The organism is Saccharopolyspora griseoalba (assembly GCF_042665275.1).
Taxonomy (GTDB): Bacteria; Actinomycetota; Actinomycetes; order Mycobacteriales; family Pseudonocardiaceae; genus Saccharopolyspora; species Saccharopolyspora griseoalba.
Genome location: NZ_JBHTCJ010000014.1, coordinates 70,544 through 92,063 on the forward strand (window position 1 = coordinate 70,544; position 21,520 = coordinate 92,063).

The 21,520-nt window shown below is 70.6% G+C and carries 18 protein-coding genes; 7 read left to right on the forward strand and 11 right to left on the reverse strand.

All coding sequences use genetic code 11. From position 1 onward, the window contains the following. Window positions 1–83: 83 nt before the first annotated feature. Window positions 84–1,400, reverse strand: a complete 1,317-nt coding sequence (locus tag ACFQRI_RS22655; RefSeq protein WP_380671805.1) for a DUF3100 domain-containing protein — start codon at window positions 1,398–1,400, stop codon at window positions 84–86. Window positions 1,401–1,947: 547 nt separating this feature from the next. Between ACFQRI_RS22655 and ACFQRI_RS22660 the strand changes: the two genes are divergently transcribed. Further along, a complete protein-coding gene (locus ACFQRI_RS22660; RefSeq protein ID WP_380671902.1) occupies window positions 1,948–2,115 on the forward strand; it encodes a hypothetical protein in 168 nt (55 codons plus the stop codon). Window positions 2,116–2,249: 134 nt separating this feature from the next. Here the strand turns inward: ACFQRI_RS22660 and ACFQRI_RS22665 are convergent, their stop codons facing one another. The 3 genes from ACFQRI_RS22665 to ACFQRI_RS22675 are packed head-to-tail and all read right to left on the reverse strand — an operon-like array spanning window position 2,250 to window position 5,285. Further along, complete coding sequence (locus ACFQRI_RS22665; RefSeq protein WP_380671898.1) at window positions 2,250–3,746, reverse strand: ABC1 kinase family protein; 1,497 nt, start codon at window positions 3,744–3,746, stop codon at window positions 2,250–2,252. Between the two features lie 31 nt (window positions 3,747–3,777). After that, window positions 3,778–4,122: a hypothetical protein gene (locus tag ACFQRI_RS22670; RefSeq protein WP_380671807.1), complete on the reverse strand. Its 345-nt coding sequence runs from the start codon at window positions 4,120–4,122 to the stop codon at window positions 3,778–3,780. Window positions 4,123–4,178: 56 nt separating this feature from the next. After that, the gene (locus ACFQRI_RS22675) at window positions 4,179–5,285 is read right to left on the reverse strand and encodes a polyprenyl synthetase family protein (protein ID WP_380671809.1); all 1,107 of its coding nucleotides are present in this window, start codon (window positions 5,283–5,285) and stop codon (window positions 4,179–4,181) included. Window positions 5,286–5,614: 329 nt separating this feature from the next. Here ACFQRI_RS22675 and ACFQRI_RS22680 point away from each other — a divergent pair, with 329 nt between their 5' ends. Continuing rightward, the gene (locus tag ACFQRI_RS22680; RefSeq protein WP_380671811.1) at window positions 5,615–6,685 is read left to right on the forward strand and encodes a terpene synthase family protein; all 1,071 of its coding nucleotides are present in this window, start codon (window positions 5,615–5,617) and stop codon (window positions 6,683–6,685) included. A 54-nt stretch (window positions 6,686–6,739) separates the two neighbouring features. Here ACFQRI_RS22680 and puuE read toward each other — a convergent pair whose 3' ends face one another. After that, window positions 6,740–7,702 carry an allantoinase PuuE gene (gene puuE / locus ACFQRI_RS22685; protein ID WP_380671813.1) on the reverse strand — a complete coding sequence of 321 codons (963 nt, stop codon included), beginning with the start codon at window positions 7,700–7,702 and terminating at the stop codon, window positions 6,740–6,742. Between the two features lie 600 nt (window positions 7,703–8,302). On the opposite strand from puuE, the gene ACFQRI_RS22690 reads away from it, so the two are divergent. From ACFQRI_RS22690 to ACFQRI_RS22700, 3 genes are all read left to right on the forward strand, one after another. Further along, entirely contained in the window at window positions 8,303–9,736 is a 1,434-nt protein-coding gene (locus tag ACFQRI_RS22690) for a sodium:solute symporter family protein (protein WP_380671814.1), read from the forward strand. A 196-nt stretch (window positions 9,737–9,932) separates the two neighbouring features. Further along, the gene (locus tag ACFQRI_RS22695) at window positions 9,933–10,895 is read left to right on the forward strand and encodes a S1C family serine protease (protein ID WP_380671816.1); all 963 of its coding nucleotides are present in this window, start codon (window positions 9,933–9,935) and stop codon (window positions 10,893–10,895) included. 508 nt (window positions 10,896–11,403) lie between these two features. After that, a complete protein-coding gene (locus ACFQRI_RS22700; RefSeq protein ID WP_380671818.1) occupies window positions 11,404–12,456 on the forward strand; it encodes an LLM class flavin-dependent oxidoreductase in 1,053 nt (350 codons plus the stop codon). A 54-nt stretch (window positions 12,457–12,510) separates the two neighbouring features. On the opposite strand, the gene ACFQRI_RS22705 is transcribed toward ACFQRI_RS22700, so the two are convergent. From ACFQRI_RS22705 to ACFQRI_RS22725, 5 genes are read right to left on the reverse strand one after another with little or no spacing between them, the layout of a single operon-like run. After that, window positions 12,511–13,935 (reverse strand): gamma-aminobutyraldehyde dehydrogenase, encoded by a 1,425-nt coding sequence (locus ACFQRI_RS22705; protein ID WP_380671820.1) that lies wholly within the window; start codon window positions 13,933–13,935, stop codon window positions 12,511–12,513. Between the two features lie 4 nt (window positions 13,936–13,939). After that, window positions 13,940–15,442, reverse strand: a complete 1,503-nt coding sequence (locus ACFQRI_RS22710) for an APC family permease (protein WP_380671822.1) — start codon at window positions 15,440–15,442, stop codon at window positions 13,940–13,942. A 46-nt stretch (window positions 15,443–15,488) separates the two neighbouring features. Beyond that, window positions 15,489–15,746, reverse strand: a complete 258-nt coding sequence (locus tag ACFQRI_RS22715; protein ID WP_380671824.1) for a hypothetical protein — start codon at window positions 15,744–15,746, stop codon at window positions 15,489–15,491. After that, on the reverse strand, window positions 15,743–17,260 hold the full coding sequence (locus tag ACFQRI_RS22720) for an FAD-binding oxidoreductase (protein WP_380671826.1): 1,518 nt from the start codon (window positions 17,258–17,260) through the stop codon (window positions 15,743–15,745). The genes ACFQRI_RS22715 and ACFQRI_RS22720 overlap by 4 nt, the downstream gene beginning before the upstream one ends. Beyond that, entirely contained in the window at window positions 17,257–18,510 is a 1,254-nt protein-coding gene (locus ACFQRI_RS22725; protein WP_380671828.1) for a (Fe-S)-binding protein, read from the reverse strand. Before ACFQRI_RS22725 ends, ACFQRI_RS22720 begins: the two co-directional genes overlap by 4 nt. A gap of 185 nt (window positions 18,511–18,695) precedes the next feature. On the opposite strand from ACFQRI_RS22725, the gene ACFQRI_RS22730 reads away from it, so the two are divergent. Continuing rightward, window positions 18,696–19,442 (forward strand): FadR/GntR family transcriptional regulator, encoded by a 747-nt coding sequence (locus tag ACFQRI_RS22730; RefSeq protein WP_380671830.1) that lies wholly within the window; start codon window positions 18,696–18,698, stop codon window positions 19,440–19,442. A 56-nt stretch (window positions 19,443–19,498) separates the two neighbouring features. Then, on the forward strand, window positions 19,499–20,236 hold the full coding sequence (locus tag ACFQRI_RS22735; protein ID WP_380671832.1) for a PDC sensor domain-containing protein: 738 nt from the start codon (window positions 19,499–19,501) through the stop codon (window positions 20,234–20,236). A gap of 78 nt (window positions 20,237–20,314) precedes the next feature. Here the strand turns inward: ACFQRI_RS22735 and ACFQRI_RS22740 are convergent, their stop codons facing one another. Next, entirely contained in the window at window positions 20,315–21,355 is a 1,041-nt protein-coding gene (locus tag ACFQRI_RS22740; RefSeq protein WP_380671834.1) for an NAD(P)-dependent alcohol dehydrogenase, read from the reverse strand. Window positions 21,356–21,520 lie beyond the last annotated feature (165 nt).

Sequence of the window (21,520 nt, forward strand, 5' to 3'; positions counted from 1 at the left end):
ATCGTTGCCCGGTGCGCACTGCGCGGGCCTCGCCGGGCGCAGCAGCGCGCTCGGCGAGGCCCGCCCGTGCTGCGGGGAGAGGTTCACCCCAGGCTCAGCGCGACGTGGGCGATGACCGCCGAGGCCACGAACGTCGCGCCGTAGACCAGCAAACCGATCGGCACGATCCGCAGGCCGATCTTGCGCAGCACGTGGGCGTCCTTGGCCAAGCCCAGCCCGGCGAAGACCAGGATCGGCGTGGTCAGCGGCAGGAAGTTGACCGGTTCCACGACCGCGAGCAGCGGGCCGCTGACCGGGGACCACGGGGTGGCCAGCAGCATGCCGAGGGTCATCGCCACGACCAGCGAGGAGATGCCCAGCTTCTGCTTGGCGATCAGGGAGACGGCGGTGAGCGCGACGATGACCAGCAAGCCGGGCAGCACCTGCGCGGACGGGCCGCCGTCGAAGGTCCACACCGAGACCAGCATCGCGACCGCGACCAGGACCAGGATCGTCCACGAGGACGCCGGGGCACCCGACCCGCTGTCGGCGACCTCGGCGGAGTCGTCGGCGACCGGACCGCCGGTCCGGGGCTTCGCGGTGCTCTTGTCGCGGGTGATCATCCGGTAGAGCTTGTCGGCCAGCGGCAGCGCGATGTAGACGCCGACGTAGAGGCCCAGCGCCGAGCTGAGCAGGTTGCTGACGGCGGCCAGCGTGAGCACCTGGTCGGCCGCTTCCGGGTACTGAGCGGCGATGCTCGCCGAGGAGGCCGCCATCACCGATCCGGAACCCACGCCCGCGCCCATCGCCAGCGCCAGCGGGTTGAACCAGCCGGTGCCCGCCAGCATCGACGCGAGCAGGCTGACGTACAGCGCGCCGAGGACGGTGCCGAAGACGTACATCGCCAGCACGCCGCGGCGCTCGTCGGATTCCGCGCCGAAGCGCTCGCCGACGATCACGAACGCCCCCTCGCGGCAGATCGAGAAGGTGGCGCCGACCGCGGATCGGCGCAGTCCGAACAGGATCGCCACCGGCAGTCCGATGAAGATGGTGAAGAGGTTGCCGAGCTCCTGCAGCAGCAGGGCCGGGCCGACCTCGGCCAGGACCGAGAGGTTCTCGCCGACCACGAAGGCCAGCCTGCTGGCCAGCAGCAGCACGCCGACCTGGACCGCCAGGCTCGCCGTCCGCTGAGCGGCGGCGGGCAGCGGCTTGACCTTCTGCAGGCCGACCGCGCCGCCCAGCAGGATGCCCCAGATCAGCGGGAAGAGGCTGAGGGTGCCGATCCCGACGCTGAACTCGTGGGCACCGATGAGCTCGGCGACGATCGTCAGCGCGGCCGCGATGCCCAGCAGCACGAGATGGTCGCGGAAGGCGCGTCTCCGCCCATCGGATCGGCTGACGTCGGTCGCGGTCGTGTTCATCATGACCTCCGGGAAGTACGAGGTGGGGCGCCGCTAGCGGGTGCTCTCCCACCGGAGCGCTGGTCTGGACGGCCTCGTCGGGTGGAGCCGGTAGTTGCAGGTCGCGACGGGGGTGGCCGCTGGGGAGCCGTGGACGGGGCGGCTGCGGGTGGCCAGGTCGTCGCCTCGGCAGCCGTTGGCAGTGGTCTCGCGCACTGCGCTCGCCCGTGAGGTGATCATGGTTCCCTCCGGCGGAACGGGTGTCGGCACATGATGCGACGCGCGACACGCACCCCCGCTGGCATGCAGGATTCGCGCGGCGAAGCGCGTGTGGCGAAGGAATCGGTCAGCGCGTCGCGGGTTGAACTGCGAAATCGCCAAACCGGTCAATTCGTCCCCACCTGCGCGTGAGCGTGCCGCCGAGCCCGTGCGCAGGGCGCCGCCAGCAGCGCTCGAGGGGCGGTGCGGGAGGTCCCGGTGACCGTCGTCGATCGCCCGACGTGCATCCTGGCGGTGTCGAACGAGCCCAGGCGCGAGCACCAGCCGTGCCGACCACCAGGAGGACAGCGTGAGCAGCGAAGGCGAGCGGCCCGAGATCGACCTCTCGCGGGATCCCAATCCCGGCGTCCCCGATCATGCGGCGCCCGAGGGCGCTGGCGTCGACCCCCTCATCGATCTCTCCCGCGACCCGAACCCGGGCAAGCCCGACCACGCCAAGCCCGAGGACGAGGGCTGAGAACCGATGCCGCGCGTCGGGTTCCGGTGATCCGGTAGCGGTCGCGCGTCGCGCTGACCGCGCGCCGAGCGGCGCGTGAGCCCGCGACCTGGAACCCGACGCGCGCGGTCCCGCCGCCGGATCGCACCGCGCGGTCAGCGCGGCCGATGGCGGCGGTGGTGCAGCCACAACGCCGCACCTCCCAGCGCGACCAGGGAACGCGGCACCTGGAACCGGTTCCCCCGCGGGCCGTTCCGACCCCCGGTGTGCACGGACAGCTCGCGGTTGGCCAGATCTCGCACCACCGTGCGCAGCTGGCCGGGAACGGTGTCGAGGTCGAGCATCAGCTCGGTCGCCACCCGCGCCGCTCGGGTGGTCGAGCACTGCTCGCGCGCGAGCGCGGTCATGATGCCGCGCATCTGGTCGTGGAACACGTCGGTGATCGACAGTTCGGGCGCCACGCAGCGCACCGACCCCTCGATGTTGGCGAACGCCTTGCCGAGAACCGAGATCACCGGGTTGGTCTTGATCCCGCGCCTGGTCGACCGCTCCAGCACGCTGGTCAGCGTGACGCCGAAGTCCAGCTCCTCCAGCGAAGCCGATGCGATCTTCGGCGTGAGCGCGGCCATGTCCGACATGAACGCGGGCACGTCCGCCCACTCGGTGGCGTGGCCGAGCTCGATCCAGGACTTGGCCAGCGCTTGCCCGTCGTTCTCCGCGAGGTTGAGCAGCACCAGCATGATCTTCAGGCTCGTGCTGCGGTCGAGGCGGCCGACCATTCCCCAGTCGATCAGGGACGCCGGGGCCCCGGGCTGCACGAAGATGTTGCCCGGGTGCGGGTCCGCGTGGAAGACGCGGTTCACGAAGAAGCCGTGGTAGGTGAACGCCAGCAGGTCCTCGCCGATCGCGGTGCGCTCCTGCACCGGCATCGTCGCCCGGTCCACGTGCCGGATCGACCGTCCAGGCGCGAGGGTCTGGACGAGCACCCGCTCACCGGCCCAGACGACTTCGGGGACCGAGAGGTGCTCGAACTCGCGCACGGCTCGGCGAGCTTCCTCCATGTGCGCGGCCTCGACGTTGAAGTCGAGCTCCGGGCGCATGGCGTCGAAGAGCACCCCGAGCATCGCCTCGACGTCGACCACCGAGTGGAAGCGCGGCGCGCACCTGCCGAGCATGCGCGCGGCGCGGCGCATCATCCGCATGTCCTCCAGGACCATGCCCTTGATGCCCGGGCGCTGGATCTTGATCACGGCCGGTCGGCCGTTGCGCAACGTCGCGCCGTAGACCTGCGCCAGGGACGCGACGCCGAGCGGTTCCAGCAGCTCGACGTGCTGGAACCGCTCCTTCCAGTCCGGTCCGAGCTCGTCCTCGAGCACGGGTTCGAAGGTGCTGAACGGAGCCGGGGAGACCCGGTCGTGGAGCTTCTCCAGCTCCGCCATCACCGCGGGGGAGACGATGTCCGGACGCGTGGAGAGCATCTGGCCGAGCTTGACGTAGAACGGGCCCAGCCGCTCCAAGCCGAGCCGCACGTCCCGAGCGCGGAGTTGCTCCACGCCCGGCGAGCTCGGGGAGTCGCGCGCTTCGAAGGCGCGCGTGAACTCCTTGGCGAACAGACCGGAGAGGACCTCGGTCACCAGCTTGAGCCGCTGCACTCCCAAGGTCTCTCCGTCCGATCGGTGGTGGTCACGACTTCCGCGTCCCGGCGGCCCTGCTGACCTTCTGGCCGGTCTGGACCGCCTGCGAGGCGGTGTCGCCGACTGCTCCCGCTCCCGGGATGTTCTGCAGCGCTTCCACCAGCGTGTTGACCGTGTCGGTCAGCTCGGCGATCTGCTTGGGCAGCGTCGCCACGGCCGCGGCGTTCTCGGCCGCACCGGTGGCGGCACCGGCAACCGAATCCGCGGCCGCGAGCCCGGACTCCTTGGAGTCGCCGTCCGCGCCGTCGCGGTCGAGCAGCTCGTCGAAGGCCTGCTTGGCGTCGTCGGCGACGTTCCCGACGAAGTCCTTCAACGTGTCCTTCACACTACTCATGGCACCGAACCTTCCCTTCGTGCGTTCCACTTCATCCACCGCAGTGGACGTTCCGGTCACCGCGTGCGGTGCGCGCTCCGCCCGGCCAGCTCGGTCAGCATCGCCGCCGCCCGCGCAGGGGGTGCGAGCGCCTGCAGCGCGCGCACGGCGCGCTCGTGCCGCCGGCTGATCATCGACTCGACCTCGGAATCGGCCTCCGTGGACCGGATGATCTCGCGCAGCTGCTGGGCCTGGTCGGAGCTGAGATCCGCGGAGCCGTGCAGGTTCCTGATCACGGCGCGCTGGTCGGCGTCGGCTCGTTGCCAGGTCAGGCGCATCAGCACCGTCCGCTTGCCGGCGCGCAGGTCGTCGTCGCCGGGCTTGCCGGTGGTGGCCTCGCTGCCGAAGACGCCGAGCAGGTCGTCGCGCAGCTGGAAGGCCTCGCCGAGCGGGTCGCCGAAATCCGCGCACCCGGCCACGACGTCGCGCTGCGCCCCGGCGAGCAGCGCCCCCAGCTGCAGCGGTCGGGTCACGGTGTAGGCGGCGGTCTTCTGCCGCACCACGCGCCAGGCGCCTTCGAACTCGTCGCCCGCCGCCGCGGGGTCCAGGTCCAGGTACTGGCCGGCCATGATCTCGGTGCGCATCGCGTTGAGCACCGATCGCGCCGCGTGCAGGCGATCGGGCTCGATCCCGGACCCGTGGAGGAGTTCGTCGGACCACACCAGGCACAGATCGCCCAGCAGGATCGCCGCGCTGAGCCCGAAGTGCGCGGCATCGCCCTCCGACGCGCGACGAGCCAGCACCCGGTGGACGGCGGGCTGGCCGCGCCTGGTGTCCGAGGAGTCCATGACGTCGTCGTGGATGAGCGCGAACGCGTGGAAGAGCTCCAGGGACGCCGCGATCCGGACCGCGGCGGGGTCGTCGGGCTCGCCACCGCCGGCCGCCCAACCGCACACGGCGAACAGCGGGCGCAACCGCTTGCCCCCGGCCAAGAAGTCCCGCACGACCTCGACCAGCGGTGGGATGCACTCGTCGGGCGCGTTCCGTGCCTGGTCGGTCAGGAACCGGTCGAGGGCGGCATCGATCTCCGCGCGCAGCTCGTCGAGCGCGGGTTCGACCGAGGCTCCCGGTGTGCTCCACGGCGCCGTTCCGACGTCCGATCGAAGTGCTCCCCCACCGGGCATGTTCCCTCCGACTCGCGCGCCCAAGTTGCGGATTGCCGGGATGGCCGAGAAATCGCCCCCCGTCGCTGCCAACCCCGTCGAGCGTAGCAACTGGTGATCGTCGTTCAACACGCTTTCACGGCACGCGGTTTCGCACGATCGCGTAAGCACGATCACGAGGACGGATCTTGACAGGAACCGTTTCTCCGCATTTCAGGAGGATCGCTTGCCGCGCGAACTTCCGGTTTGATACGCAGTTGAACTGATCAGGATCGACGCGCCGTCCTCGTGCCCGAGTCGTCGACCGCGGACGACCACGGCATATCACTCGCCCGAGACGAGGAGACTTCGTGACCACAGCCAGGACGAAATTCGCCCTGCCGCCGTTCTTCTGCCCCGTTGATCCGGCCATCCACCCGGAGGTGGACGCGATCGAAAATCGCGCGATCGCCTGGATCGACGAGCTGGAAATGTACGAGGACAGCAGTCGTCGCCGACACGTTCTGAAGACCAACAGCGCTGAATTCTTCTCGAGATTCTCGCCGGCAGGTCGCGCGGAGAACGTTCTGCTGGCGGCGAAATGGGTCTACTGGGGATTCGCCTTCGACGACGTGCGCTGCGACGAGGGGCCGCTGAGCGAGCACCCCGCCGCGTTCGCGGAGATGGCCGGCCGGGTGCAGCGGGTGCTGGAGGCCCCGCAGAGCCTGGACGCGCCCGACGACCCGTACCTGCGCGCGCTGCACGACATCGGGCTGTCCCTGCGGCGCCAGGCCACCCCCACGCAGGTGCGGCGGTTCATCGACGCGCACCGGGCCTGGCTGCACGGCGTCGCCTGGCAGGTGGGCAACCAGGCCCGCGGCGTCATGCCCCAGCTGAACGACTACCTCGCCATGCGCCTCGGCAGCTGCGGGGGCTTCCCGACCATGGCGCTGCTCGAAATCGCCAACGCCGCGGAGGTTCCCGCGCACGAGATGGACCACCCGGCCGTGCGCGCGGCGGGCGAATCCGCCATCCTCACCGCCGGTTTGGACAACGACCTGCACTCCTACCGGAGGGAGCAGCACGACCGGCACGCCGACCAGAACATCATCTCGGTGCTCGCCCACCACGAGGACCGCTCGATCGACGACGCGCTGGCCGAGGCGGTCCGCCTGCGGGATCGGATCATGCACGTCCACCTGCGCCTGAGCGAGCAGCTCCTGCCCGAGGCGAGCCCCGAGCTGCGCACCTACCTGGCCGGGCTCAAGGCGGGCGTTCGCGGCAACATCGACTGGGCGCTGCGCGTGCCGCGCTACAGCACCGAGCACGAACCCGCGGTGGACGGGCACCCCGGTTTCAGCGCTGCGCCGTCCGATCCCGACCCGGCCGCGCCGCCGGTCCCGGTCATCAGGTGGTGGTGGGGCGAACTCCGCGACCGCTGAGTCCCGCGCGCCCGGTCGCCGCTCGGCGGGCCGGGCGCGCGGGCGAGTCCTCGCTCAGGCGCTCGGCTTCGGGTGGTGGTCCACCCAGTGCTGCGCGATGGCCCCGCGGGTGGTCACCCACACGTCGTCCTTGCTGGTGATGTGCTCCAGGAAGCGGCGCAGCGCGACCAGGCGCCCGGGGCGGCCGACCATGCGGCAGTGCAGCCCGACGCTCATCATCTTCGGTCGGGCCAACCCAGCGGGGTCGCCCTCGTCGTAGAGGACGTCGAACTGGTCCCGGAGGTAGCGGTAGAACGGCTCGGCGTCGCTGTAGCCCTGGGGCAGGCCGAAGCGCATGTCGTTGCAGTCCAGGGTGTAGGGCACCACGAGGTGGTGCTTCTCCTCCCCCCGGGAGTCCTCGACCCGCATCCAGAACGGCAGGTCGTCCCCGTAGTAGTCGGAGTCGTAGAGCAGGCGTCCGTCGTCGACGACGAGCCGCCGGGTGTTCGGGGAGTCCCGGCCGGTGTACCAGCCGAGCGGCAGGCCGCCGGTCACCTCCTGCATGATCTCGAGCGCCTGCTCCATGTGGGCGCGCTCGACGTTCTCCGCGACCTCCTGGTAGTGGATCCACTTCAGGCCGTGGCAGGCGATCTCGTGACCGCGCTCCAGGAACGCCTCGGTGACCGCCGGGTTGCGCTTGAGCGCCGTGGCCACGCCGAAGACGGTCAGCGGCAGGCCGAATCGGTCGAACTCGCGCAGCACGCGCCAGACGCCCTGGCGGGATCCGTACTCGTAGATCCCGTCCATGGACATGTGGCGGTCCGCGTAGGGGGCGGGGTTGAACATCTCGGAGAGGAAGGTCTCGGCGGTCGGATCCCCGTGGAGAACGTGGTTCTCCCCGCCCTCTTCGTAGTTCAGGACGAACTGAACCGCGATGCGCGCGCCCCCGGGCCACTCGGGGTCGTAGCCGCCCTCCCCGTAGCCGACCAGGTCTCGGGGGTATTCAGCTGTGCTGTCGTAGACGTACGAAGATGACATCGCGGCCTTCCGGATCGTGCGAGTTCAGCGGGAGCGCCGGTGCGGCGGCCTCCGGTGCGCGATCCGAACGCTAATGCAGAGGAACAGAGTTCCGCAAGAAGGAACCAAAGTTCCGCGGATCGGAATCGCTAACGGGTCGCCCCGGGGTCCGGACCCCACCAAGCAAACCCCCAGCGCCAGCGTCCCCACAACCTGCCCCGGCTCCATCGCGCCCTCCACCCCGCCGAGCGCTCCAGCGCCAGCACGCAACCCCGACACGCCCTACACCGATCACCCGCCCGGTCGAACCTCGAAATTCCCTCGAATTCGGCCGGTCGAATTGCAGGGAATTTCGCGGGCGGCTTCAGCGGGGGTGCGGTGGGGGTGGGCTCGCCGGTGACTGGAACGTTCAAGTCCGGTGGTGGTTGTGCGTTCCTCCAAGCGGCGTTCCACTCGTTGGAGCATCTGCTCATGCCCTGGTCGACGGGTGACCGGGCACACTTCCCGGAACATTCGTTGGGTGCAGTCTCGGCCCGCGGCGGTCCGCCCGCCGCAGCGCGCATTGATCGGCTCGAAGAGGGCTGCAGGTGCGGGGTCTGCCGTCCGCTCCGGAGGGGAACCATGTTCTTCGACTACGCGGTGATCGCGTTGTACTTCGCCGGCATGCTCGGCGTGGGCTGGTGGGGTATGCGGCGATCGCGCAGCAAGGAGGACTTCCTGGTCGCCGGGCGCCGGCTCGGCCCGGCCTTCTACACCGGCACCCTCGCCGCGGTCGTGCTCGGCGGCGCGTCCACGATCGGCAGCACCAGCCTCGGTTACGAGTACGGCATCTCGGGGCTCTGGCTGGCGGGCATGCTCGGCCTGGGGATCCTCGTGCTGAGCCTGGTGTTCTCCCGCAAGCTCTCGCAGCTGGGCGTGTACACGGTCGCGGAGGTGTTCGAGCTGCGCTACAACGCGGCCGGGCGGCTGCTCAGCGGGATCATCATGATCGCCTACGACCTGATGGTGGCGGTCACCGCCACGCTGGCGGTGGGCACGCTCTTCGACGTGCTGCTCGGAATCCCGCGGGTGCCGGCGATCCTCGTGGGCGGGGGCATCGTCGTCCTCTACACCGTCCTCGGCGGGATGTGGTCGATCACGCTCACCGACCTCATGCAGTTCGTGATCATGACCGTCGGCATCTTCGCGATCCTGCTCCCGGTGTCGGTGGCCCAGGCCGGTGGGTGGGCCCACCTCCAGCAGGCGTTGCCGAGCAGCTACGTCGACATCACGGCCATCGGCGGCGACAAGATCTTCTCCTACTTCCTGATCTACTTCTTCGGGATGCTCATCGGCCAGGACGTCTGGCAGCGGGTCTTCACCGCGCGCACCCAGCGCGTCGCCCGCTACGCCGGGGTCGCGGCGGGCGCCTACGTGGCGCTCTACGGCACGGCCGCCGCCGCGATCGGCATGGCGGCCAAGGTGCTCTTCCCGGACCTGCCGAACGCCGACAACGCCTTCGCCACGGTGGCCCAGAACGTCCTGCCCGCCGGCGTGCGGGGGCTGGTGCTGGCCGCGGCGCTGGCCGCGCTCATGTCGACGGCGAGCGCGACGATCCTGGCCTCCTCGACCATCGCCGCCAACGACATCTACGCCCGCTTCTCGAGGAAGCGCAGTTCGGCCGGGGTCGCGGCGAACCGCGCCTTCGTGGTCGGCGGGGGCCTGGTCGTGATCATCGCCTCGCTGCTCGTCCAGGACGTGGTCGGAGCGCTGACGATCGCCTACAACCTGCTGGTGGGCGGCGTCCTGGTGCCCATCGTCGGCGCGTTGTTCTGGCAGCGGGCCAGCGCCACCGGCGCCCTCGCCTCGATGGCCGTCGGCAGCCTGACCGTCATCGGGCTGATGGTCGCCTACGGCATGGACGCCAACGCGCCGATCTACGTCGGTCTGGGAGCGAGCGTCGCGGTGTTCGTCGCGGTCAGCCTGATCGCCCCGCCCACCGAGCGGGCCCAGCTGGCGTCCTGGCAGGCGCGCCTGCGCGGAGAAGGCGTTCCCGAGGCGTCCGCGCGGGGCTAGGAGCGAGCGGTTCCGCGGACGCCGGGCGCCGCTCCGCGCCGCGAAACCGCTCAGAACCTGCAGCGGTGCCGGCTCCAGTCGCGCGGCTCCGCCGCAGCCGACCGCTGGCCGCGATTCCCGGAGCCCGCCGGATCCGGGAATCGCGGGAGGTCGCGCGGCGTTGCGGGAGTACGCGCTCTCTCGCGGGGAGGTCGAGATGGCCGGAGGAGCAGTTCCCGGGGCGTTCGGCGACGACGCGATGGACGCCTACTCGCGCACGGTCAGTTCGGTCGCCGCTGCCATCACGCCGAGCGTGGCGAGCCTGCGCACGCGCGGCGAGCGGGGCGAGGCCACGGGGTCGGCGGTGGTGTTCGAGCCGGGCGGGTTGCTGCTGACCAACGCCCACGTCCTCGGTTCGACGTCCGGCGGAATGGTGCACTTCGCCGACGGCAGCAGCGGCCCGTTCTCCGTGGTGGGCGCCGACCCGCTGTCGGACCTCGCGGTGGTCGCCGTCTCCGGGCAGACCCCGGAACCCGTGGAGCTCGGCGACAGCGACGGGCTGGTCGTGGGTCAGCTCGTCGTGGCCGTGGGAAACCCGCTCGGGCTGACCGGAACGGTCACAGCTGGTGTGGTCAGCGGGCTCGGGCGGTCGTTGCCGTCGCGCAGCGGTCAGGGCGCGCGGATGATCGAGGACGTCATCCAGACCGACGCGGCCCTCAACCCCGGGAACTCCGGGGGAGCGCTCGCCGACTCGCGGGGCGTGGTCGTCGGCATCAACACCGCGGTCGCCGGGGTGGGGGTGGGGTTGGCGATCCCGATCAACTCGACCACCCGGCGCATCATCGACTCGCTGCTGCGCTTCGGGAGGGTTCGTCGCGCGTACCTCGGTCTGGTCACCACGCCCGCGCCGCTGCCGGAGGACCTGGCGCGGCGGACGGGGCAGCGCACCGGCCTGCGCGTGGTCGACGTCGTGCGCCGGAGCCCGGCCTACGAAGCCGGTCTGCACCCCGGCGACCTGGTGCTGACCGCAGCGGGCCAGCCCGTTCGCGACGCGCGGGGCCTGCAGCGGCTGATGTTCGCCGAAGCGATCGGCAAACCCCTGCAGATCACCGTCACCCGCAACGGCGCGCTGGTCGACGTGATCGCCGAGCCCACCGAACTCCAGGACACGACGGCCTGACCTGGGCGGCGCCGCCGGCGAGCGCGTCGCGAGGGGCGCGGGCCACGTCGCCTGCCGCCGTTCGTGGCGGAGGTTGCGAACTGAAATATGGTCCCATATGTTTATGGGTGATCCGGGTCACCATCGCACGGACTGCCGAGCACCCCTCCCCGCGGCGGCGCGCCGCGATTGGAGCGCGTTGACAGATGACCGACACACCCCCTGCAGCCCGGCGTCGACATGTCGGTGCCGGCTCGCCCGCGGTCGGAGCATCCGCTGAGCGAGGTCGGCGAAGCCGCGTCGATCGACCGGTGGCGGAGGCCCTCGGCGAGGCCTCCGCCGCGAACACGTGCTGACCACGTGGTGCTGCCCGGGTCCGCCGCGGAGGTGTTCGGATTCGCGAACGCGCTCCGCGTGACGGCGATACCGGGCTCGCCGACGATGCCGTGCCGCTGCGGGGATTTCGAGGGCCGCACCGGTGCCGAGCACGCGAAGTCCAATTCGGATAGTCAATGGTGAGGTGGGCATGATGAGATTCAGCTACGTGATGCTTCCGGACTACCCGCTCGCGGAGACGATCGACTCCATCAAGCTGGCGGACGAGCTCGGCTACTACGCGGCCTACGCGGCGGACGAGACGTGGCACAAGGACATGTGGCTGCTGTTCGCCGCAGCGGCCGACAAGACGGAGAACATCCGGTTCGGGCCGAGCCTCTCGCCGATCGGCCTGCGGGAGCCGACGCTGATCTGCCAAGCCGCGGCGACGCTCGACGAGCTCACCGGTGGCCGCGCGGAGTGCGTGATCTCCAGCGGGAACTTCGGCCTGCTCGCCCAGTACGGCATCGACTGGACGAAGACCAAGCCGCTGTCCCGGGTCAAGGAGGCCCACCAGGTCATGCGCACCTTCCTGGACGAGGGCGCCATCACCTTCGAGGGCGAGTTCTACAACTACACGGGCCTCTTCACCTTCGCCCGGCCGGTGCAGGAGCGGCTGCCGCTCAAGCTCGGCGCGATGCGCGGGCCGAAGTCGTTCCAGGCCGCGGGCCAGCTGGCCGACGGGGTGCACCACGCGCTCAGCTACACCCGGCAGGCCTACGACTACCTCGTGGAGAACGTCAAGATCGGTGCCGAGAGCGCGGGACGCGACTGGCGGTCGCTGGACATCGGCGCCTGGGTGGTCTTCGCGACCGGCGAGGACGGCGAGGCCGCCAAGCAGGCGGCGCGCGCGATGGTCGGCCTGTACGCCTCGTCCATGCCGGCCGAGCAGCTGCGGCGCAACGGGGTGGAGCCGGAATCGCTCACCGAGATCATCGCTGCGGTCGGCGCCGGGGACCTGGCCCGCGCCTACGAGCTGACGCCGCCGGAGCTCGCCGAGAAGCTGTCCATCGCGGGCACCCCGCAGGAGTGCGCCGAGAGGATCGAGCGGGAGATCGCGCCGACCGGGGTGAACCACATGATCCTCGCGATCACCGACTCGGCGCTGGTGAAGGCGTTCTCCGGGATGGAGCTGCCGGGGGTCGCGAGCACCTCGGAGCAGCTGCGGTTGGTGCACGACAAGGTGATGCCCGCCTTCGCTTCCTGATCCCGCGGCCCGGCCGGGGCGGACGAGCTCCACCCGTCCGCCCCGGCCGCGCTGCTATCCGTCCAAACTGGACATCACGTGCTTGACGCGGGTGTAGTCCTCCAGACCGTACATGGACAGGTCCTTGCCGTAGCCCGAGTGCTTGAAGCCGCCGTGCGGCATCTCGGCGACCAGCGGGATGTGCGTGTTGATCCACACGCACCCGAAGTCCAGCCGCTTGGACATGCGCATCGCCCGACCGTGGTCCCGCGTCCACACCGAGGACGCGAGGCCGTACTCGACCCCGTTCGCCCAGCGCACCGCCTCGTCCTCGGCGGTGAAGCGCTGAACCGTGATGACCGGCCCGAAGATCTCCTGCTGCACGGCGGCGTCGTCCTGCCGCAGGCCCGAGACGACGGTCGGGGCGTAGAAGTAACCCCGGTCGCCGACCTGGGAGCCGCCGGCGTGCACCGATGCGTGGTCGGGGAGGTGATCGACGAATCCGGCCACGCGGTCGAGCTGGTTCGCGTTGTTCACCGGTCCGTAGAGCGCGTCGTCGCCGGTGCCCGTCGTGGTCTCGCGCGCCCGTTCGGAAAGCGCGGCCAGGAAGTCGTCGTGCACGCGCGGCCCCGCGAGCACCCGCGTGGCCGCGGTGCAGTCCTGCCCGGCGTTGAAGTACCCGGCTTCGGCGATCGCCGCCGACGCCGCTTCGACATCGGCGTCGTCGAAGACCACCACCGGGGCCTTGCCGCCGAGTTCGAGGTGGACCTTCTTGAGGTCGGACGCCGCGCCCCGCGCGACCTCCATGCCCGCGCGCACGCTGCCGGTGATGGACACCATGTCCGGTTCCGGGTCGGACACCAGCGCGCGCCCGGTGTCGCGGTCGCCGCACACCACGTTGAACACGCCCGGCGGCAGGAACTCGGCCATGATCTCGGCGAGCAGCACCGTGGACACCGGTGTCGTGTCCGACGGCTTCAGCACGACCGCGTTCCCCGCGGCGAGCGCCGGTGCGAACTTCCACACCGCCATCAGGATCGGGTAGTTCCACGGAGTGATCTGGGCGCACACGCCGATCGGCTCGCGGCGAATCCACGAGGTGAGCCCGGCCATGTACTCGCCGCTGGCGCGGCCCTCCAGGCAACGCGCGGCGCCTGCGAAGAACCGGACGTGGTCGAGGATCATCGGCAGCTCCTCGGACCGCGCCAGCGCCGGCGGTTTGCCCGTGTTGCGGCACTCCGCCGCGAGCAGCTCGTCGGCCCGGGCCTCGAAGGCGTCGGCGATCCGGTTCAGCGCGAGCTGCCGCTCCGCGGGCGTCGTCTCCGACCAGTTCTCGAACGCGGCGCGCGCCGCCGCGGTCGCCCTGCGCACGTCTTCGGGACCGGACACCGCCGCCTCGGCGTAGGGCTCACCGGTGGTCGGGTCGATCACCTTCGACGTCCGCCCGTCCGCGGAGTCCACCAGCTCGCCGTTGACGAAATTGCGCACCGTGAGCGTCATGGGATCACTTCGTCCTTTCCGGCACCGCGTCTCCCGCAGGTGCCTGGCTCCTGCCGTAGGGCCGGGCGGTGATCATCACGATCAGCCCCGCCCCGACCACGAGGCAGCCCGACAGCAGCGTGAGGTAGTTGTCGTACCAAGGGGCATCGGGAGAGCGGGGCCACGCCATGTTCACGATCGCCGCGACTCCGTAGACCAGGGCCAGCGCGTTGACCGGCAGCCCCCAACGCCCGAGCGTGAACTGCCCGGCGGGCGTCCACCCCTTCAACCTCGCCCGCAGCGCGGCGAGCACGACCATCTGGAACCCGAGGTAGATGCCGAGCACGGCGAACGAGACGATCCGCTCGGTGGCGTCCTCGGAGATCCGGGAGGCCAGCACCACCAGCGCCGGTACGACGGTGGCGACCACCAGCGCGTACGGCGGGACGTGCAGCCGCGCGGAGAACCGCGAGAACAGCCGGCTCGCCGGGAGCATGCGGTCGCGGGCGTACGAGTAGATCAGCCGGCTGGCCGCGGCCTGCAAGCTCAACGCGCAGGACAGGAACGACACGAGCACCACGAGCAGCACGACCTTCGACCCGAGCGGTCCGAACGCGGTGCTGAGCACCGTCGAGACCGGATCGGTGTCGGCGCCGGAGATCACGGCGCCGAAGTCGGGCACGGCGAGCACCAGCGACAGGCACACGAAGGTGGCCGCGAAGCCGCCGACGTAGATGGTCATCCGCATGGCCTTCGGGATCCGCTTGCCCGGGTTCGGAACTTCTTCGGCGACGTCGCCGCAGGCCTCGAAGCCGTAGTACTGGAAGATCCCGATCAGCCCGGCGGCCAGGAACGCCCCGAGGTAAGAACCTCCGCTCCCGGTCCCCGCGCCGTCGAGCAGGACGCCCAGGCCGTGGTGGCGCTCGGTGAGCAGCAGCCACCCGCCGACGGCGAGCGCCCCGAGGATCTCGGTGCTGAACCCGATGATCGCCGCGATCCCGAGCGCCCGGGTGCCGCCGAGGTTGATCGCCGTGGCCACCAGCAGCACCAGCAGCGCGCACGCGATCGTGGTGCCGGTGCTCGGCTCCAGGCCGAACAGCATCGACACGTAGGGGCCCGAACCGTAGGCGACGCTGGCGATCGTGACCAGCAGCGCGATCATGTACACCCATCCGGTGAGCCAGGCCCACCGCCGGCCCCACAGCCTGCGGGCCCACGGGTACACGCCGCCCGCCAGCGGGTACTGGGAGACGACCTCGCCGAACACCAGCGCGACGAGGAGCTGGCCGACCCCCACGATCAGCAGCGACCACACCATCGCCGGGCCCGCGGTCGCCAGCGCGAACCCGAACAGCGTGTAGATGCCGACCACGGGGGAGAGGTAGGTGAACCCGAGCGAGAAGTTCGCCCAGAGGCTCATGTCCCGGCGGAAGTCCGACCGGTAACCGAGAGATTCGAGCTGAGCGGCGTCCGAGGCGGAGTGGCGGTCTCCGGCCGCGGCGCCGCGGGTGGGGACGCGGTCAACCATGAACCGTCCTCTCTGTTCGCGCAGGCGCGTGCGACCCGCGGCGGGGTCAGTCGTCCAGCTCGTCGAGGAGCCGTTGCCCGGAAACGACCTTCGCGGCCCAGTGCCGGTGCATCCACTCCAGGTGGTCGTGCCGGCTCGCCACGATGCGCAGCGTGTCCCAGTTCGGGAACACCTGCTGCACGACGTGCGCGGTCATCAGGCTCGGATCGACTTCGAAGACGTCCTCGAACCGTTCGACCGCCACCTCGGTGACCTGCCTGGCCTCCGGAGGGCGGTGCTGCTCGGAGTAGCGGTAGGTGCTCATCCCAGATCGCCTTCCCCTCGCTGGTAAGCGCGGTCGAGCCCGTACTTGCCGGGGTTCATGATGTTGTTCGGATCGATCGCGCGCTTGACCGCGAGCATCACGTCGTACCCGCCGCCCAGCTCCTCGGGGACCAGGTCGACCTCGCCCTCCCGGCAGGAGCCGTGGCAGGCGCTGATCGACCCGCCGTAGCGCAGCGCCACGGCCGCGATGTCCTTCTTGGCCTGGACCCACGCCGCCCAGGACTCGTCGTCCAGGCGCTGCTCCCAGATGCCGACGTCGATCTCGGTCAGGTAGTCCACCCCGGTGCTCGCGCTGGTGTAGGTGAACATGCCCCAGTCGTCGAACATGTCGAAGCGCTCGCGGAGCTTCCGGACGATCTCGTGCCACTCCAGCCGGACCTTGGGCAGCTCGCTGTAGTTGATCGCCGCGTCCTCGCAGTGCCAGCTCATCGGCACGACCTGGCCGTCCCGGGTGCGACCGTGCAGCGGCGTGGCGTAGCGGTCGTGCCTGGCGGCCCAATCGCCCTCGGAGACCTCGTCACCGAGGTAGCGGGCGCCGTTGTCCTTGGCGATGCGCATCAGGCGCCGTCCGCCGGCGACCACCTCGTCCTCGTAGCCGTACGCGACCGCGCACACCAGGGCGCGCACGTCCGCGGGCTGCGGGATGTAGGCCTCGTCGTCGCGGCGCAGGTAGTCGACCTTCCACTCGTCGAAGAGCACGGCACCGGAGAAGGTGGCGATCCCGGCGCGCGCGAGTTCGCCGACCGTGCGGTACGCGCTGTCGTAGTCGGGGAAGGCGAAGAACGGCGAGAGCTCGGCCTCCGGCTTCGGGAACAGTTTGAGCGTGGCCTCGGTGGCGATGCCCAGCGTGCCCTGGTGGCCCATGAACAGGTGCTTGAGCTGGTACCCGCTCGAGCTCTTCGACAGCTTGCGCCCCGCGCCGTCGCCGATGTGGATCACCTCGCCGCTCGGCAGCACGAAGTCGAAGCTGAGCACGAGGTCGCGGGAATGCCCGTACCGGCTCCCGATCAACGACCAGCCGCTCGTGCCGATCCGCCCGCCGACCAGCGAGCACGGGTAGGACGCGGGATCGTCCGGGTAGATCAGCCCGTGCTCGGCGAGGACCTCGTTGAGCTTGAGCATGCTGATGCCCGCGCCGACCGTGCAGGTGCGGTTGACCTCGTCGATCTCCTTGATCTGGTTCATCCGCTTGACGTCGACGACGATGCCCTTGCGGAAGGGCACCGCGCCATCGGTCAGTCCCGTGCCGCCGTCCCTGGGCACGACCGGGATCCCGTGCGCGTCGGCGATGCGCAGGACCTCGGCGACCTCCTCGGTGGAGCCGGGCAGCACCGCGAGGTCGGGGACCCGCTCGGACCACCGGTGCACGGGGAACGGCGCGGGGACCCGCGCGCGGCTGTAGCGGGCGGGCTTGTCGGTCAGCACGTGCTCCTCGCCGACCAACTGCCGGAGCTCGTCGAGCACGGCGTCGGCGAGCGCGGGGGCCGCGGTCATGCTCCTCGCCTCCCCCCGACGTCGATGCCGACCGACTCGGCCAGCAGCTCGTGGATGTCGATGACGTCGATGCTCCGGGCGTCCCCGGCCTCGGACAGCGGGCGCTCCGACCACGGGCAGGCCGACACCAGGGTGTCCACGCCGAGCTGCGCGGCCTTGTCGATGCGCGATTCGCTGATCTTGGCGGTGAGCTCGGGCTTCTCGATGGGCAGCCCGCCACCGCCGCCGGAGCAGTAGGACCACTGCGTCACCCGGTCGACGTCGTGGAACGTCAGCCCCGGGATGGCGGAGAGGATCTCCCGCGGTGCCTTCCAGATCCCCTTGCGCTTGTTCAGCCGGCAGGGGTCGTGGTAGGTGATCGTGCGCTCGATCGGAACCGCGGGTTCGAGCCTCCCGTCGGCGATCATCTCGGCCAGCACGTCGATGACGAGCGCGACTTCGATGTCGTAGTCCTCGCCGAAGTACTTGGGGTAGTCCTCGGTGAAGGTGATGTAGTCGTGCGGGTCGAGGACCAGGACCCGCTTGACGCCGTTGGCCCGCCAGTCCTCCAGGTTGTGCCGCGCGAAGCGCTCGGACTGCTCGACGTAGCCCATCTCGGCCGCGGGACCGCCGCAGCACCACTGCTCGTTCATCAGGCCGAACTCGTACCCGCCGCGCTGCAGGAGCTGCGCGACGGCACGGGGAACGGACGTCCGGTAGAAGGCCGCTTCGCAGTCGACGAACAGGATCGACTCGCCACCGATCGGGATGTCCAGACCCGCGGCCCAGTCCCGGACGTGGTCCTGGCTGACGGGGGTGTCGCCGAGAACGGGTTCGTGGGTGCGCTCGTCGGTGAGCAGGTTCCAGCGCTGCCAACCGGATTGGTGCACGCCCTCGTCGACGGCGAGCGCGCGGACCGCCTTGACGAGGTCGACCGTGCGGGTGCGGAAGCGGTAGAAGTCCCCGGTGAACAAGGTGTTCGGGCACCGCAGCTCGCAGGCGCCGCACTGCGTGCAGTTGACGTAGTCCTCGGCGATGTCGGCGATCTCGAGCTCGCCCTTCTCCATCGCGACGACGTTGGCGTGGAACGCGGTCGGCGTCCACGACTCGTTGCGGGTCACCTGCATGACCGGACAGACCTCGCGGCAGAACTTGTGGCCGGAGGAGAAGCAGTTGTACGCCGCGTTGCGCCATTGGTTGACGAACTCGCCGGTGTTGTCGTCCCCGTCGGACGACGGGGCTCCGGGGTCGTGGTGGGAGACGTCGGTCATGGGATCCCTCCTGGGACGACCGGAGGTGGGAACGGGGTGCTGATCGGCCGGACGTGGCGTGCATCACCCTCTGCAGATTAAAGTATGAGACCATATTTCAAAGTGCAAGCCCCTCGCGTGGCCGGAGCGGGTGCGTGACGCAAACTCAACACCGGCAACATGGCCGCATCGAGACGGAGGTGGGCGTGGACAACGCGGTTTCCGGTGCGGCACGGCACGCGGTATTCGCGCCGCTCGACGACGAGGGGCGCGCCGAAGTCGTCGCACGCAGGTTGGGCGAGGCCATCGCACTGGGCTTGCTTGCCGACGGCGAGCAGCTGCCGCGCGAGTCCGAGCTCGCGGCGCAGCTCAAGGTCGCCACGGTGACGTTGCGGGAGGCCCTCGCCAACCTCCGGCACGAAGGGCTCGTGGAGACCCGTCGCGGCTGGGGAGGGGGGAGCTTCGCGCGCGCCCCCGCGGACCCGTCGCTCGAACTCCTGCGCACCACGCTGCGGGAGCTGAGCGTGCACGAGCTGAGGGAGATCTCCGACCAGCACCTCGCCGTGAGCGGAGCTGCGGCGATGCTGGCGGTCGAACGCGCCGACGAGGGAGACCTCTCGACCCTGCGCGGCCTCGTCGAGCAGCTGGAAGCGGCGAGCGCGCCCGGCGACCGGCAGCGGGCCGACGCGCGCTTCCACATCGAGATCGCGGCAGCGGCTCAGTCCTCGCGGCTGACGAGGCAGGAGATCGAGCTGCAGGCCGAGGTGGGCAAGCTGCTCTGGATGCCCTCGGGCGAGGCCATCCCGCACCAGGACGCCGTCGCGCAGCACCGGGAGATCCTGCGCGCGATCGAGGACGGGGACGCCGTCCTCGCGCGCACGCTCGCCGAGCGGCACGTGGTCGGCGGGATCGAACGCCTCATCGAGTTCCATCTTCGGCTTGCGAGCGCATGAGAAGGTCTCTGCACGACGTGGCGGCTGGACGACGAAGCGAGGCGACCGTGACAGACGTGCGAGAGAGATACCTGAGCACGGCGGCCGACGAGGTCGTGGAGGTGCTCGACGACGCGTTCGGTTGGTTGGGCCAGCTCGCGACCCAGCTGCACCAGCTGCACGCCGGCGTGACCCGGGCGGGTGAGGTGCTGCGATCGGAGGACCTCGCGGCGTTGCGGGAGGCGATCTTCGCGCGGCTGAGCGAGCAGCCCCGCCTGATCGCGGGAACGGGCGTCATCCTGGCTCCCGACGTGCTGGCCGATCGGGAGCACTGGCTGGAGTGGTGGCAGAACGACAGCGCCGGTGGCGCGCCGGTGTTCCTGGAGGTCGATCACGACCCGACCAGCGTCGGGTACTACGACTACGCGACCGCTGCGTGGTTCGCGCGGCCCGAGCGGACCGGCGAACGGGTCGTCGTCGGGCCGTACGTCGACTACGCGGGCACCGACGAGTACATGCTCACGCTCGCCGACCCGGTGCGCTCGGGCACGCGGTTCCTGGGCGTCGCCGCGATGGACATCCGCGCCAAGACCTTCGAGTCGCTGCTGCTCAACTCGCTGGGAGGGGTCGCGCAGCCGGTCGCCCTGCTGAACGCGACCGGCCGGATCGTCGCCTCGAACACGCCCCACAAGATCGCAGGTTCGCTGGTGGCCGAGCGCGAACTCGACGCGCAGTGGCCCGATTTCCCGGTGCGGCTCGCCAGCGCGGTGGAGTGCGCGGGCCTGCCGTGGCGCGTCGTCGCCCTGCACGGCTGACCCCGTCCGGAGCCCCGCGGACCGGCAACTCCGCGCGGGGCCGTCCACTCGATGGCGTCGAGCCCGGTGCCGACGGTGTCAACCGTTCGGGAGGATGACGGCTCGGCCGTTGACCTGGCCGTCGTGGAGCCGCTGGTAGGCCAGCGGTGCTTCGTCGAGGGAGTAGGTCTCGGTGTGCACCGAGATGGCGCCCGCCCGGCCGAGTTCGAGGACTTCGTGGAACTCGCCGCGGCTGCCCCAGTAGGGCGCGCTGACCGAGGCCTCGAACGGAAGCAGGCCGAAACCGACCGGGAGGCCGCCGCCTCCGAGACCGACGATCGAGATGTCGGCTTCGACCGAGGAGACGGCACCGGCGATCTCCACGGTGGGTTGCGCCCCGACGAAGTCGAAGACGGCCTGCGCGCCGCGGCCGTCGGTCAGCTCGCGGACCTTCGAGATGGCCTGCTCGTCGGACAGCACCGCCTCGTGCGCGCCGACGGCGCGGGCGAGCGAGAGCTTCTCCTCGTTGACGTCTAGGGCGACGACGCGGGCGGTGGTCATCGCTCGGAGGACTTGGACGGCGACGTGCCCGAGCCCGCCGACGCCGATGACCACCGCGGTCGCCCCGGGAACGAGCTTGGGCAGCGAGGGCTTGATCGCGTGGTACGGCGTCAGTCCCGCATCGGTCAGGGGAGCCGCGGCCACCGGGTCCAGGCCCGCCAGCGGTGCGAGGTGGCGCGGGTCGTCGACGATCATGTACTCGGCCATCGAGCCGGGGGCGCCGAGCCCGGGAGGGCGGATGCCCAGCTCGGCGGCCCGCAGGCAGTAGTTCTCCTTGCCCGCGGCGCAGTTGAGGCAGGTGCCGCAGCCCCACGGGCCGTAGACGGCGACCGCGTCGCCCTCGGTCACGCCGGTGACGCCGGCGCCCAGCGCGGCCACCGTGCCGATGCCCTCGTGGCCCAGCGTCAGCGGCAGCTGGTAGGGGAAACCGTCGGCGGGCCAGCTCATCACGGCGATGTCGGAGTGGCACGCCCCGGCGGCGGTGACCTCCAGCAGCACCTGACCCGGTCCCGGAACCGGATCGGGAACCGCGACGACCTCCGGGGCGGCACCGATCTCGCGGTACTGCAACGCCTTCATGGCTCGCTCCTCACGACTCCGGGCCAAGCGCTCACCCATCGTAATCGCGCGCGGGTGAGCTCGTGTCGAAGCCGGTCGTAGCCAGCGGTCGGGGAGCACCTCGCCCGCATCTGTGCGACGGTCGGCCTGGGACGTACCCGCGAGGAAAGCGGATCGGGGGAGCGG